This window comes from Pseudoclavibacter endophyticus, assembly GCF_008831085.1.
Classification (GTDB): domain Bacteria; phylum Actinomycetota; class Actinomycetes; order Actinomycetales; family Microbacteriaceae; genus Pseudoclavibacter; species Pseudoclavibacter endophyticus.
The window spans coordinates 33,267-47,347 of record NZ_WBJY01000003.1; the positions used below are offsets into that span (position 1 = coordinate 33,267).

General features: G+C 72.8%; 11 protein-coding genes. 4 read left to right on the forward strand and 7 right to left on the reverse strand.

The features are described 5' to 3' along the window. Positions 1–18: 18 nt before the first annotated feature. The gene (locus F8O04_RS12375) at positions 19–846 is read right to left on the reverse strand and encodes a DNA-formamidopyrimidine glycosylase family protein (protein WP_158029702.1); all 828 of its coding nucleotides are present in this window, start codon (positions 844–846) and stop codon (positions 19–21) included. Continuing rightward, positions 839–5,965 (reverse strand): Lhr family ATP-dependent helicase, encoded by a 5,127-nt coding sequence (locus tag F8O04_RS12380; RefSeq protein ID WP_158029703.1) that lies wholly within the window; start codon positions 5,963–5,965, stop codon positions 839–841. Before F8O04_RS12380 ends, F8O04_RS12375 begins: the two co-directional genes overlap by 8 nt. A gap of 149 nt (positions 5,966–6,114) precedes the next feature. On the opposite strand from F8O04_RS12380, the gene F8O04_RS12385 reads away from it, so the two are divergent. Together F8O04_RS12385 and fdhA are read left to right on the forward strand one after the other, a co-directional pair. Continuing rightward, a complete protein-coding gene (locus F8O04_RS12385; RefSeq protein WP_158029704.1) occupies positions 6,115–6,867 on the forward strand; it encodes a Pr6Pr family membrane protein in 753 nt (250 codons plus the stop codon). A 210-nt stretch (positions 6,868–7,077) separates the two neighbouring features. Beyond that, positions 7,078–8,298 carry a formaldehyde dehydrogenase, glutathione-independent gene (gene fdhA / locus F8O04_RS12390; protein ID WP_158029705.1) on the forward strand — a complete coding sequence of 407 codons (1,221 nt, stop codon included), beginning with the start codon at positions 7,078–7,080 and terminating at the stop codon, positions 8,296–8,298. Positions 8,299–8,426: 128 nt separating this feature from the next. Here fdhA and F8O04_RS12395 read toward each other — a convergent pair whose 3' ends face one another. Beyond that, positions 8,427–9,206 carry an alpha/beta hydrolase gene (locus F8O04_RS12395; protein ID WP_188726438.1) on the reverse strand — a complete coding sequence of 260 codons (780 nt, stop codon included), beginning with the start codon at positions 9,204–9,206 and terminating at the stop codon, positions 8,427–8,429. A gap of 202 nt (positions 9,207–9,408) precedes the next feature. Here F8O04_RS12395 and F8O04_RS12400 point away from each other — a divergent pair, with 202 nt between their 5' ends. Then, entirely contained in the window at positions 9,409–9,948 is a 540-nt protein-coding gene (locus F8O04_RS12400) for a DUF4916 domain-containing protein (protein ID WP_158029707.1), read from the forward strand. A gap of 193 nt (positions 9,949–10,141) precedes the next feature. Continuing rightward, positions 10,142–10,777, forward strand: a complete 636-nt coding sequence (locus tag F8O04_RS12405; protein ID WP_158029708.1) for an EVE domain-containing protein — start codon at positions 10,142–10,144, stop codon at positions 10,775–10,777. 10 nt (positions 10,778–10,787) lie between these two features. Here the strand turns inward: F8O04_RS12405 and F8O04_RS12410 are convergent, their stop codons facing one another. The 4 genes from F8O04_RS12410 to F8O04_RS12425 all read right to left on the reverse strand — a co-directional run bounded on the left by F8O04_RS12410 (position 10,788) and on the right by F8O04_RS12425 (position 14,057). After that, positions 10,788–11,915 carry a threonine aldolase family protein gene (locus F8O04_RS12410; RefSeq protein ID WP_158029709.1) on the reverse strand — a complete coding sequence of 376 codons (1,128 nt, stop codon included), beginning with the start codon at positions 11,913–11,915 and terminating at the stop codon, positions 10,788–10,790. Positions 11,916–11,963: 48 nt separating this feature from the next. Next, positions 11,964–12,440 carry a SprT-like domain-containing protein gene (locus tag F8O04_RS12415; protein ID WP_158029710.1) on the reverse strand — a complete coding sequence of 159 codons (477 nt, stop codon included), beginning with the start codon at positions 12,438–12,440 and terminating at the stop codon, positions 11,964–11,966. Between the two features lie 3 nt (positions 12,441–12,443). After that, on the reverse strand, positions 12,444–13,019 hold the full coding sequence (locus F8O04_RS12420) for a hypothetical protein (RefSeq protein WP_225735052.1): 576 nt from the start codon (positions 13,017–13,019) through the stop codon (positions 12,444–12,446). 120 nt (positions 13,020–13,139) lie between these two features. Then, positions 13,140–14,057, reverse strand: a complete 918-nt coding sequence (locus tag F8O04_RS12425; RefSeq protein WP_225735053.1) for a spermidine synthase — start codon at positions 14,055–14,057, stop codon at positions 13,140–13,142. Between the last annotated feature and the right edge of the window lie 24 nt (positions 14,058–14,081).

Genomic DNA, 14,081 nt, shown 5'->3' on the forward strand with positions numbered 1-14,081 from the left:
GGTGCGATCCTCGCAGCGTCACTCGGGCGGCGGCTGACAGCGCGGGCACCACGCGCTGCGTCGGGAGCGATCCGACCGCTCCTCGTTGCCGTCGCCGTCGTCACCGTGTCTGCCGGCCTCGATTGGCGTGCCGCAGCGTCGGCACGGCTGCCCCTCACGCCCGTACACCCACGTGCGCGCCCCTCGGCGGTCGATTCCGGTGAAGACGCGGCCGGCCGGGCGCATCCGGTTCGCGTGCAGCGTCCGGCGCGCGAGTGCGACGAGCGCGTCGAGGTCACCGGCCCGTGCGAGGGGCACGGTGGGGCGCACGCCCCGGAGGAAGCAGAGCTCGGTGACGTACACGTTGCCGAGCCCGGCGAGGTTGCGCTGGTCGAGCAGTGCCGCGGCGATCTCGCGGTGTGGATCTCGCCGCAGGTTGGCGGCGGCGTCCGCCGCGAGTTGCGGTCCCCAGGCGGGGTCGAGCAGGTCGGGCCCGAGGTGGCCGACGGCATCGGCCTCGCGGTCGCGCGGGAGGAGCTCGAGGACCGGAAGGAGGGTGCCGATGGCGGTTGCGTCTGCGGTCTCCAACACCGCGCGCACGTGGTGCGCGGGCGCGGGCCAGCGGCCGCCCGGGCGCACGAGGCGCCACGCGCCGTCCATGCCGAGGTGCGAGTGCAGTGTGTGATCACCGAGCCGCATGAGCAGGTGCTTGCCGCGCGGCACGACCTCGTCGAGGGTGCGTGAGCGCAGTGCCGCGCCGGCCGTCGCGAGTCGCGGCACCCGCAGATCGACGCGGGTGACGCGACGGCCGGCGAGCGCGACGTGCAAATCGGCGCAGGCGCGGTAGACGCTATCGCCCTCAGGCATGAGCGCCCGTTCGCAGACGAAGGCCCTTCGGGGTCGCGGTGAACCCGGCCTCCTGCAGCGGCGTCGCGATCGCGTGGTCGAGCACGTAGCCGCCGTCGATGCGCTCGAGGACGAGGTTCGGGATGCGCGCGGCCCGGAGCGTTTCGGCCAGCGATGCCGCGGCCGCCCGCAGCACGTCATCATCGCGGGTGAAGGCGATCAGCGTTCTGCCCCCGCGCTCGACGTAGAGCACCAGCTCGCCATCGACGATCGTCACGAGCCCGCCCGCCTTCCGTCCCGGACGGTGCCCTCGGCCGGGGTCGCCGGCCGACGCGGGCCAGGGCAGCGCCGCGCCGAAGGGGTTGGCGGGATCAGTCGCGGCGAGGGTGACGGCGGCGAGTCGGCGGCGCACGTCGGCGGGATCGACCTGGAACGTTCGGAGTCGATCGACGGCGCCGGCCGTCGAGAACTGCGCGGCGCCGAGTCGCTCGATGAAGTACCCGCGGCGCGCGCGCCCCGACTCTTCGAAGCGGGCGAGGACGCGGTAGGCGAAGGCGAAGCCGCCGGGGAGGTCTTCGGCCATGACGGCGCCGCGCGTGACGACGCCGTAGCGGTCGAGCAGCAGTTCGCCCGCTGCCAGCCCGCGCTCGGTCGGGTCGGGGTCGCCGTGAACGGCGAGCGCCCACCGGCCGGCCGCGTGTGGAGGTATTGCGTGGCCGGGCAGCCCGGAGGCGCGAGATCCGTCGCCGCTCACCGTCGGCTGCATCGCGACCCGCCCGCGATAGAGGCGCCCGCGGGCCGCTCGCCGCGGTGCCCGGTGCGCCGACGATGACGAGCCTCCGGGTGCGCCCGAGACGAGCACCCGAAGGGGCGCGAGTGAGTCGTTCGTGATGTGCCCCTGCCACACGAGCCGCCACAGGGCATCGGTGAGGGCCTGGTCGTCGATCGCGTCACCACGGGCCGAGAGCGCGTCACTCAGGTGCCGGAAGAACTGTGCCCCGTCGGCGAGCACCTCGAGGACGCGTGCGCCGAGCGCGTCGGGCTGCCGCGCATCCCGGCCGCCGGCCGCGGATGCCGTCGTGTCGTCGTCTGCGCGGGGGGCGGCGCTCGCGGCCCTCGTGTTCGCGGCCCCGGCGCGCGTACCCGCTGCCGACGACGGGGTTTCGGCCGGCAGCGTGAGCGCCGCGGTGTCGGCCAGATGCAGGCTCACCCACCCGTCGCCGCCGGGGATCGCCCCGTGGCCGCGCCACAGCACCTCGCCGGTGGTCGTGAGCTCGTCGAGCATCGACGGCGTGTAGTCGCGGACGCGTGCCGGCAGTACGAGCGACTCCCATGCGGACGCGGGAATCGGCACGCCGGCGAGCTGGTCGATCGCGGTGACCACGCCGTCCACACCGCGGAGGCCGCCGCCGACGTGCTGCCACTCGGGCAGGAAACGGGCGTACGACGAAGCCGGCACCGGTTCGATCTCGCTGCGGAGTGCCGCGAGCGAGCGTGCTCGGATGCGCCGGAGCACCTGCGCGTCGACCCACTCGGTACCGGTCGCATCCGGTCGGAACTCGCCCTCGACGACGCGCCGCGCGAGTTCATGACGTTGCAGGGCCTCGCGGACGACGGCGCGTCCGAGCCCGAAACGGGCGGCGATCGCGGCGAGCGCGAACGGGCCGTGCGTGCGGGCGAATCGTGCGACGAGGTCGCCCACAGGGTCGTCGACGGGATCGACGAAGGCGGCCGGCACGCCGATCGGCAGGGGCACGCCGAGCGCGTCGCGGAGTCGGGCGGCGTCTTCGATGGCCGCAATGTGCTCCTCGCCCGCGATGCGCGCCCGTAGCGCGCGCTTAGCCGCCACGAGCTCGGCGACGTGCGCCTCGGTCAGGGCGAGCCGGGCGGGCGAGGGACCCGCTGGGTGTTCGTGCGTCGCCTCGGATGGAGCAGCTCCGTCGAGATCCGCCGTGTCGGCATCCGGATCTTCGAGCCGCGCCGCAATCTGGGCCACGGTCAGGGGGCCGAGCAGCCGCAGGAGGTCGGCGACGCCCTCGAGACCGCGCGCCTGGCGCCCCGGTGCGAGCCGTTGCAGCTCGAGCTCGATCCGGTCGATGACGCTCGCGTCGAGCAGTTCACGCAGTTCGACCCGGCCGAGCAGGTCTGCCAGCAGGGTCGGGTCAAGGGCGAGCGCGGCCGCCTTGCGCTCGGCGAGCGGCGAGTCGCCCTCGTACATGAACGAGCCGACGTAGCCGAACAGGATCGTCGTGGCGAAGGGCGACGGCGTCTCGGTCGCGACCTCGACGACCCGCACGGTGCGTTGCTCGATGCGGCGCGCGAGCGACTGGAGCGCGTCGAGGTCGTACACGTCGTGCAGCACCTCACGGACGGCCTCGAGAATGATCGGAAAGCTTGGATGCTGCCGCGCGATCTCGAGCAATTGCGCTGATCGCTGCCGCTGCTGCCAGAGGGGTGCGCGCTTGCCCGGATGCAGGCGGGGGAGGAGGAGCGCTCGCGCCGCCGCCTCGCGGAACCGGGCCGCGAACAGCGCCGAGCCGCCGACCTCGCGCGTCACGATGGGCTCGATCTCGTCGGGCTCCAGCACGAAGAGTTCGGCGCCGGGCGGAGCCGCGTCCCCGTCGGGGATGCGCACGACGATGCCGTCGTCGTTCGCGACGGCCGCCCCATCGATGCCGAATCGGTCGCGCACGCGATCGGCGACGATGAGCGCCCACGGCGCGTGCACGGGACGGCCGTACGGCGAGTGCAGGATGAGCCGCCAGTCGCCGAGCTCATCGCGCACCCGCTCGACGACGAGCGTCGTGTCGCTCGGGACGGCGCCGGTCACCTCGCGCTGCTCGCGCACGTACGACAACAGGTTCGCGGCGGCCCGCTCGTCGACGACCTCGGCAAGCTCCTGCGGGAGCGCCGCGCGAGACGCGACGGATGCGGCGCGGTCGAGTTCGCGGGTGACGCGGCCGATGGCCTCACCGAGCTCGGCGGGGCGGCCCTGCGCGTCGCCGATCCAGAACGGCAGGCGCCCGGGCTCCCCGAACGCCGGCGTGACGAGCACCCGGTCGTGTGTGATCTCGGCGATGCGCCAGCTCGAGGTGCCGAGGGCGAAGACATCGCCGACGCGCGACTCGTAGACCATCTCTTCGTCGAGCTCGCCGACGCGCATGCCGCCGCGCCGCGCCGCGGGCGTCGACGCGCCCTCGTCGGTGACGCCGGGTTGCGCGGCGTCGCTCGACGCCATGAGGAACACGCCGAACATGCCGCGGTCGGGGATCGTGCCGCCGCTCGTGACGGCGAGTCGCTGCGCGCCGGGCCGCCCCGTCAGCGTGCCGTTGTCGCGATCCCAGACCACGCGCGGGCGGAGCTCGCTGAACGCCTCGGACGGGTACCGGCCCGACACGAGGTCGAGCGTCGCGTCGAACACGGGCCGTGACAGCGAAGCGAAGGGCGCCGAGCGGCGAACCGTGTCGAACCACTCCTCGACGTCGAGCTCGTCGACCGAGGCGGCGGCGATGGTCTGTTGCGCGAGCACGTCGAGGGGATTGGCGATCACGCGCATGCGCTCGATCTGGCCCGAGGCCATCCGCGCGGCCGCGACGGCGGAGTGCAGAACGTCGGCGCGGTGCTTCGGGTAGAGCACGCCCCGTGACGCCGCGCCGACCTGGTGGCCCGCGCGGCCCACGCGTTGCAGGCCCGAGGCGACCGACGGCGGCGACTCGACCTGGATGACGAGGTCGACGTCGCCCATGTCGATGCCGAGCTCGAGGCTCGACGTCGCGACCACGCAGCGCAACCGGCCGGACTTGAGCGCTTCCTCGACCTCCGCCCGCGCCTCTTTCGAGACCGAGCCGTGGTGCGCGCGAGCGAGCACCGGGTCGGCGCCGAACGATTGCCCCGAGCCCGCGAGCAGCTGGGCCGGTGGCGTGCGGTTGGGCAGGGGCAGGCGCGCCGACCCGTCGCGTGCGAGGGCCGTGCCGCCGCCGGCGTCTCCACCGGCCTCTCCGCCTGACCCGGCGGAGCCGGTCTCCTGCTCGGCCTCGACCAGCAGTTCTTCGTAGTGCTCGTTGAGGCGGGCGGTGAGGCGCTCGGCCAGCCCGCGCGCGTTGACGAACACGATCGTCGACCGATGAGCGAGCACGCGTTCGACGATCGATGCCTCGATGTGTGGCCAGATCGACCCGGCCCTCGCGTCGCCGCGCCCGTCGCTCGGAGCATCGGGATCCCGTGGACCTGCCGGCGCGGATCGCGTGCCCGCGCCCGTGCCCGCGCCGACCCCGGGCGTCACGTCGAAGGGGTCCTCCCGCTCGGGTTCGTGCGTGTGGCGCCGGACGCGGGCGACGCTGAGGTCGCTCATGTCGTCGACCGGCACGGTCACCCGCAGGTCGAAGGCCTTCGTGCTCGCCGGCGCGACGACGTCGACCGGTGCGTTGCCGGCGAGAAACCGTGCGACCTCGTCGAGCGGACGCACGGTCGCCGACAGGCCTATTCGCTGGGCGGGCCGTTCGAGGTGGGCGTCAAGCCGCTCGAGCGTGAGCGCCAGGTGGCTGCCGCGCTTGGTGGCGGCCACCGCGTGGACCTCGTCGACGATGACCGTTTCGACGCCGGCCAGTGTGTCCCGCGCCTGCGAGGTGAGCATGAGGAAGAGCGACTCGGGCGTCGTGATGAGGATGTCAGGCGGCGCGCGCAACAGCCGCCGACGCTCGCTCGTCGGGGTGTCGCCAGATCGCACCCCGACCGTGATCGGCGGCGCCGCGAGCCCCAGGCGCCTCGCGGTCTGCGTGATGCCGACGAGTGGCGAGTGCAGGTTGCGCTCGACGTCGACCCCGAGTGCCTTCAGCGGCGAGAGGTACAGGATGCGCGTGCGTCGTTTCGCGTGCGACGTGGCCGGCGATGCGGGGTCGCGCCCGGCGACCGCCTCGGCAGCTGCCCGTTCGCGGGCGAGCGTGTCGATCGCCCACAGGAACGCGGCGAGCGTCTTGCCGGATCCGGTGGGCGCGACCACGAGCGCGTGCCGTCCCGCCGCGATGGCGTTCCACGCCTCGCGCTGCACGCGCGTCGGCGCGTCGAACGCGCCTCGAAACCACTCGCGCGTCGGGCGCGAGAAGGCGTCGAGACCGTCGCCAGGCGGGTCGGTTTGAGCCATGGCGCAAGCCAATCACAGACCGCCGACACCGCCGCTCCCGCCTCCCGCGCCCGGCATCCGCCTCCACGTTCGCAACGCCGGTACCAGCCCCGCGAACTCGGGGCACGTCGCGTCGCGTCCGGCCGTGCCCCCGGTGCCAGACTTGACGGATGAGCGAACCTCGGCTCACGCCGCCCGTCACCCGCAACCGCCGGTTCAACCTCGCCATGCATCCGGATCGGGCATGGGTACGCGTGCTGCGCATCGCCGTCGCCGCCTTCGCCGGCGCGGCCCTCGTGAAGAACACGATCGACGCGGCGACGGGCGCGGGCGAGACCGACCTCGTGCAGCACTTCTCCCTGTTCACGATCCAGTCGAACCTCATGCTCGTGGCCGTGCTCGGTGTCGGCGCCGTGAGCGTGCGCAGGCGACTGCCGGCGTGGTGGGACGACGTGCGCGGCGCCGTCGCCTTCTACCTCGTCATGACGGGCCTCATCTACGCGATTCTCGTCGCGCCGCCCGGCGAGCTCTTCACGTGGGACATCGGCTGGACCGGCATCGCCCTGCACCGCGTTGCCCCGGTCTTCGCCGTGCTCGACTGGGCACTCGTGAGCATGACGCGCCGATCGGGCTGGGGCCGCCCGCTGGCCTGGCTGCTCTTCCCCGTCGCCTACCTTCTCTACACGTGGGCGCGCGGCGGCTCCGCGGCCTGGTATCCGTACGGGTTCCTGGATCCCCTCGGGCCCGGCGGCTGGGCGCAGGTGCTTGCCACGACGGCCCAGGTGTTCGTCGCGTTCCTGGCGGTTTCGGTCGTGATGCACGCGATCGGCCGGCTGCGCGTGGCCCTCGCGCGCGGTGGGTCCTCGCGGTCCCGGGGTCGAGACCGCGCGGATCCGGTCGAGGCCGAACCCGCCGGGCGCTAGCGCATCGGCTCACCGTTCGGGCGTCGCGTTGGCGGTGCGGCTGCCGCCGGGGCGCGAACCCGCTGGCGCGCCCCCCGGCAGCCATCCCGTGGCGACGATCTCGTCGCCCTCGCCGTCGTCATGCAGGTCGATATTCAGGTGCGTACCCCACCCTTGTCGGACACCACGCGCGGCTGAGCTGTCGCGCACGCACTGAGCGAAAGGACAACGATGTCGGGAAACAGAGCGGTGGCGTACAAGGGGCCGGGAGTCGTCGAGGTCATTGACACCCCGTATCCGGAGTTCGAGTTGAAGGACGGGCCGGGCGTGAACCCGGCGAACGTGGGGCGCAAAGTGCCGCACGGCGCGATCTTGAAGACGGTGGCGACGAACATCTGCGGTTCTGACCAGCACATGGTCCGAGGCCGGACGACTGCTCCGGAGGGTCTCGTGCTCGGCCACGAGATCACCGGCGAGGTCATCGAGGTGGGCCCGGGCGTCGAGTTCATCAAGGTGGGCGACATCGTGTCGGTGCCGTTCAACATCGCCTGCGGCCGATGCCGCAACTGCAAAGAGGGCAAGACCGGTATCTGCCTCAACGTGAACCCCGAACGCCCCGGTTCGGCGTACGGCTACGTCGACATGGGCGGCTGGGTCGGCGGGCAGGCCGAGTACGTGCTCGTGCCCTACGCCGACTGGAACCTGCTCAAGTTCCCCGACCGGGACCAGGCGCTCGAGAAGATTCTCGATCTCACGATGCTCTCTGACATTTTCCCGACAGGCTTCCACGGCGCCTACTCGGCCGGCGTCGGCCCGGGGTCGACGGTGTACATCGCCGGGGCCGGCCCGGTCGGCCTTGCCGCTGCCGTGGGCGCGCAGCTCCTCGGCGCGGCGGCCGTGATCGTCGCCGACCTCAATGAGGACCGGCTTGCGCAGGCGCGATCGTTCGGATGCGAGACCGTCGACGTCTCGAAGGGGGACCCGCGCGATCAGATCGAGCAACTGCTCGGCGTTCCCGAAGTCGACTGCGGCGTCGACGCCGTCGGGTTCGAGGCCCGCGGCCACGGCGAGGACGCGTCGACCGAGGCGCCGGCGACCGTGCTCAACTCGCTTATGGACATCACCGCGGCCGGTGGCGCCCTCGGCATTCCCGGCCTCTACGTGACGGGCGACCCGGGCGGCGTCGACGAGGCGGCCAAGGTCGGATCGCTCTCGCTGCGGCTCGGGCTCGGCTGGGCGAAGTCGCTGTCATTCACCACGGGCCAGTGCCCCGTCATGAAGTACAACCGGCAGCTCATGATGGCGATCCTGCACGACAAGGTGCAGATCGCGAAGGCCGTCAAGGCGACGGCGATCACGCTCGAGGATGCGCCGCGCGGCTACGCCGAGTTTGACGGCGGCGCGGCCAAGAAGTACGTGCTCGACCCGAACGGGTACCTCGGGGCGTCGTAGGGCGTTCGCGATCCGTCGCGGAGTGCGTCGAGGCGGGTGTTCGGCGACGAGTCGCCGGGCACCCGCCTCGCGCCGTCCGCGCCGTCAGCCGCGCATCCGGCGCTCATCGGCAGGCCGGACGCGACGGGTCACGTGAGATTCTCGGCCAGGAACCTCGTAACGGCGTCGAGCTGCGCGGGCGTCACCTCGTGCCCGGCGCCGGGCTCGCCGTACTCGGTCAGCGTCGTCGTCTCGGTGGCCCAGTCGAGCGAGAAGCGGGTGGCGGCCTGCGGGATGACCTCATCGTGGCCGCCCCAACCCACGAACAGGGGCGGACGCGTCGCTGCGAGCGCCTCATCGCCCGGGTGCAGGCCCGGCGCGACCATGCTCCCGAGCGCGACCGTCGCAGCGAACCGCCGCGGGTGCATCCGGAGCATCTGCAGCGCGACGATGCCGCCCTGGGAGAAGCCGACGAGCCCGATGCTCGACGGGGTCGGTCCCGATGCGAGCACGCCGTCGAGCCACCTGATGACGTGTTCGGCGGCGCGCGTCGCGCCCGCATCGAGGTCGGCGGTCGCCTCACGGTCGGCGTCGGTGTCGCCAGCGCCGAGGAGCGCCCCGTCACGGCCGACCCGCAGGTCGAACCACGCGTACCCGACGAAGGCGGTGTCGCTCAGTCCGGGCGCGCGCAGCGACGCGAAGACCGGCCGTGCTCGTCCGGCGCCGTCACGACCGTCCGCGTCGCGGTCGCCGAGCCGCTCGGCGAGGGCGAAGAGGTCGGCCTCGTTCGAGGCGTAGCCGTGCAGGAGCAGTACGAGCGGGCGCCCCTCGGCGACCGGCTCGGACCACAGCACGACGGCGTCGGTGGGCGATGACGTGCCGGATGCTGCGGTCGCCCCGGCGTGGTCGGCGTGCGCGTCACTGGTCATGGCAGCACGGTAGCGCGCCGAGCGGATGGCTGGATCGGGCAAATGGCGAAGAGCGTGCCGCTCGTGCCATGGCGCGGCGAATCGCACGGCGTGTCGCGCCTCCGATGCACTCAGAATGCCCGGGCGGGAGGTGGGATGCGGGGCACGCCTGCCCGCATCGACAGATCCCCACCGCGCAGCCCGGCTGCGACACAATGAGCACATGAGCGTGCGAACTCCCGATCCCGAGTCAGGCTGGCTGAGCGATGACGAGCTCGAACGCATGCGGCGGCGCGTGCCCATGCTGTACGTCGAAGCCATTCCCGTGCGGCTCGACGCCACCGGCAGGCTCGAGCAGCTCGGCATGCTGCTGCGCGCCGACGGCGCGACGGGCATCATGGCCCGCACGTTCGTCTCGGGGCGCGTGCAGTACGGCGAGACCGTGCGCAGCGCCCTGCTGCGGCACCTCGAGAAGGACCTCGGCACGGTCGCCTTCCCGCAGCTGCCGGCCACGCTGACGCCGTTCACGATCGCCGAGTATGGCCCGATGCCGTGGGATGGCCTGTACGACCCGCGCCAGCACGCGGTCGCGCTCGTGTACATCGTGCCCGTGCAGGGCGACTGCAATCCGCGGCAGGACGCCCTCGAGCTGACGTGGTTGACCGCCGAAGAGGCCCTCGACCCCGACCTGCTCGACGAGCTCGAAGGCGGGCGCGGCGCGGTCCTCCGGTCAGCCATCGGCCACCTCGGGGCGTGGCCGTAAGCCGGTCGCCTTGCTCCTTGCCCGCTGACCGTTCGCGGTGACGATGGCCCCGTGAGGCCGTACGAGCGCTCCGCTGTGCCTCTCGCAATGAGCTCGGTCAGGGGAAGTCGGTAGCAGGAGAAGTGGGAGCGCCCGGACTCGGTCGCCCGCGGCGGGGGAGGCGGATGTCGGGGGAGCGGGGCAGAATGCCAGCGTGTCCATTCGCTACTGGCTCGTTGTGCAGCCGCTCGACCGTGCACGGCTGCAGGTCGAGGGCGGGTTCGTGCAAGTTCCCGGCGGCGCCCGCGAGCCGGTTGATGCGATGCGCGAGGCGGACGGCGTCGTGCTCTACAGCCCGCGAGCACACAACCCCGACGGCGAGCCGTTGCGCGCCTTCGTGCAGGCGGGCCGTGTGCTGCCCGGCGAGGCGTACCAGCCTGGCGGCCGAGGCGCGTCGCCGTGGCGGCGCCACATCGAGTGGATGCACGAGGCGCGCATCGCCCCGGTGCGCCCGCTTCGCGACCTGCTCGAGTTCACGAGCGGCCGGTACTGGGGCGAGAAGCTCCGCGACGGCTGGCTCGAGCTCACCCGCCGCGACTTCCTGATCGCGGAGGATGCGGTGCGCCGCCCCGCGCCCGAGCCGAGCGGCCTCGTGCTCGGGATGCTGCGCGAGACGGGCGCCGCGGGCGCCGCGGGCGGGGTCGGTGACGGTGCCCCGGGGCCGCTGGCACCTCAGCGGCAAGATCCTGCGGGGCACCCTGCGGCGCGTCCGGTCGCACACCCCGGGGCCACGCCGCTGTCGTGGCCGACCGCGACGCCGGGCGGCGGGACCGGGCGCGGGCGCCAGTAGCGCGGCTCGCCTACGCGGCACCCGAGTTCGTCGCCGCTCGCGCCACCTCGAGGAAGGCGTCGACCTCGGCGTCGGTCGTGTCCCATGAGCACAGCAGGCGCACCATGCCGGGCTCGACCCAGTCGTAGAAGTAGGCGTGCTCGTGCAGCGCCGCGGCGACGTGCGAGGGCAGCACGGGGAACACGCCGTTGGCCTCGACGGGGAGGGGCAGCGAGACGCCGGGAAGGCCCTGCAACCCGCGGGCGAGGCGCTGCGCCATCGCGTTGGCGTGCCCGGCGGTCCGCCGCCACAGGTCGCCGTCGAACATGGCGAGCAGCTGCGCCGAGAGGAAGCGCTGCTTCGACGCCAGCTGCAGGTCGATCTTGCGCAGGAACTCGACGCCGTCGACGGCGTCCGGATCGAGCACGACGATCGCCTCCGCGCCGAGGGCCCCCGTTTTCGTCGCCCCGAGGCTCAGCACGTCGATGCCGGTCTCGAGCGCCAGCTCGCCGATGCCGCGGCCGAGCGCCACGGCCGCGTTGGCGATCCGTGCGCCGTCAACGTGCACGCGCAGGCCACTGGCGTGCGCGAGCGCGCTCAGTTCACGCAGCTCGTCGACCGAGTAGGCCGTCCCGATCTCGGTCGACTGTGTCAGGCTCAGCACCGTCGGCAGCGCCGTGTGCACGTCCCGGCGCCCGGCGAGTAACGCCCGCACGTCGTCGGGCCGGAGCTTGCCGTCAGGCGTCGGGCGAGTCAGGAGCTTCAGGCCGGCCACGCGCTCGGCCGCCGCGTTCTCGTCGGTGGCGACGTGGGCATCCGCCGTGCAGATGACGGCTCCCCAGCGCGGTGACATGGCCTGCAGTGCGACGACGTTGGCGCCCGTGCCGTTGAAGACGGGCAGGATGAGCGCGCGCTCGCCGAACTCCCGCCTCGCCCAGTCGCGGAGGGCCCCGGTGTACGGGTCGGCCCCGTACGCCGTGACGTGGCCGCCGTTCGCCGCCGTGATCGCCGCGAGCACTTCGGGGTGCGCGCCCGAGGCGTTGTCGCTCGAGAAGCCGCGGTGCTCGACGTCGTGTCGGGGGTCTGGCGCAGTTGACGCGGAGCGGCGGGGGTCAGGGTTCGCGGCGGATGCTGCGGTCGTCTCGGAGTGCGATGCCATGCCTTCCATCTTGGGGCACCCGCCCGACTTGGGGCACGCGGTCTGCGCTCACGCGGCGGCGTCGGTCGACGGAGTCCGTTCACGCCAGGTGATGACGTAGCGGCGGTCGAACCGGCTCGAACACCGGCCGCACGACCTGGCGCGGCCCGCGGCCGGGCGTCGGAACCGCACGAACTCGTGGCCGTGCGGGCAGTGCCCGATCCAGCGGGCGTACTCCGTCGCGACCTCGAGGGTGTGCGTCGTGCCGCCCGTGTAGCCGAGCCGGCGAGCAGTTGTGCGCCAATCCGGCCCGTGCGCCGCCCTGGGGCCTGCGACGGCGTGTGCGATCTCATGGAGCATCGTCTGCTGCATCGCGTCAATGGGATGCTTCGCCGCGAGGTATCTGGACAGCGTGATCCGTCGTTTGGTGTGGTCGCAGGCACCGGCGCGCTTCTTCGCGCGGTCGAAGGCGAACGACCAGCCAGCCGGCAGATGTTGACGCATGAGCATGATCGCGAGGCGCTCAACCTCGGCGAGGTCGGCCATCGCCTAGGCGTCGAGGGTGGGGATGCCGACACCGAGCGGCGCGTCATCGGCCGGCGACTCGGCGCCCTCCAGGACCGCTCGGGTGACGCGGATGGCGAATGTCGTCGGCTCGAGCTGACTCGGCGGAACGCCCTGGCGCTCGCGGTGGTCCTGCGCTGCCTCGAAGTCGGTGAGCGCCCCCCGGTAGTCGGCCTGCTCGAACTTCACGCGGCCCCGGTACTGCAGGGCGAACCCCGCGTGTTCGTGCCACTCGTGCGCGACGGCCTCGTCGACGCACCCCGTGAGCTCGACGAGCGCGGTGTCGAGTTTGCCCTGGTAGTGCTGCACCTGCGCTCGTCGCATGCGCGCGCCGAGCGCGTCTTCGCGTGCGCCGGTGAAGCGCGACTGCCGATACGCCGCCTGCGCCACCTCGAAGGCCTCGTCGAGCCGACCGAGCATTCGCAGCAGCACCACCTGCTCGGTGAGCGCGGCGAGGGATCGGTACTGGCGAACCTCGTCGAGCCGCGCCTCGGCGGCCTCGACATCGATTCGCTCGCGCAGCGTCTCGGGGTCGTAGCCAAGGATGATCGGTTCGGGCACGCGACGAGGGTACCCGCGCATCCCGCCGAGCGTGGTCGATCGGGTCCGCGCGTCGCCCAAGCCGGTCGCGCGGCGAGACACGGCCGGCGGCCGGAATTCGCCCGCCGCGCCGCGGGTCGGCTACCGCTCGCTGAAGACGGTCCCGCCCGGGAGCGGTGATGGCGTCGCGTTCTCATCGTGAACGGGCGCTGCCCCGCGCAGCCACTCGGCGACGTCCGCGCCCGCGAGCACCGACGCAGCAGGAAAGCCACTCGCGGTGAGGCGCGCGAGTCCGGGCAGGTCGCGGGGCTGCCGCGTGACGGCGGCGGTGAGGTTGCCGAAACGGCGGCCCTTCAGCACGCCGGGATCGCCGATCACGGTCTCGTGGCCGAACACATCGTGGAGCGACGCGAGCACGCCACGCGCGAAGCGCATCCCGTGTCCGTCAGCGATGTTCACGAGGAGGACGCCGTCGGGCGCGACGAAGGCGCTGAGTTCCTCGAAGAACTCGACGGTGGTCACGTGCGCCGGCGTCTGCGGGCCCGCGAACACGTCGACCACGGCGAGATCAACCGCGCCGACGAGGCCGCGGGGGAGCCGGGCGAGCTCGGCGCGCGCGTCGCCGTACCGCAGGCGGATGCTCGCGTTCGCGGGCAACGGGGCGACGCGTCTGATGAGCTCGACGATGTCGGGCTCGAGTTCGATGACCTGCTGGCGCGATCGGGGTCTCGTCGCGTCGATGAACCTGGGGATCGACATGGCGCCCGCTCCCAGGTGCAGTGCGGTGAGTGGTTCGTGCTCGGGGAACGCCAGGTCGATGACATGCCCCATATGACGGATGTACGCGAAGCTCAGGTGGCGCGGATCGTCGACGTCGATCGCCGATTGCGGCGTCCCGTCGACGACGAGGATCCACTCCGCGCCATCGCGCTCGAGGTGCGCTCGGGCGCCCGACCCGAGCGTGATGCTCAGGTCGTCGCGGTCGGCGGCCGCGCCGTCGACCCCTCGCGCATCGCTGCGCCGGCCCCGTCGTCGTGCTCCGTCGCGCCGTGATCCCACGGCCCCATCCAAGCATGCACCCAG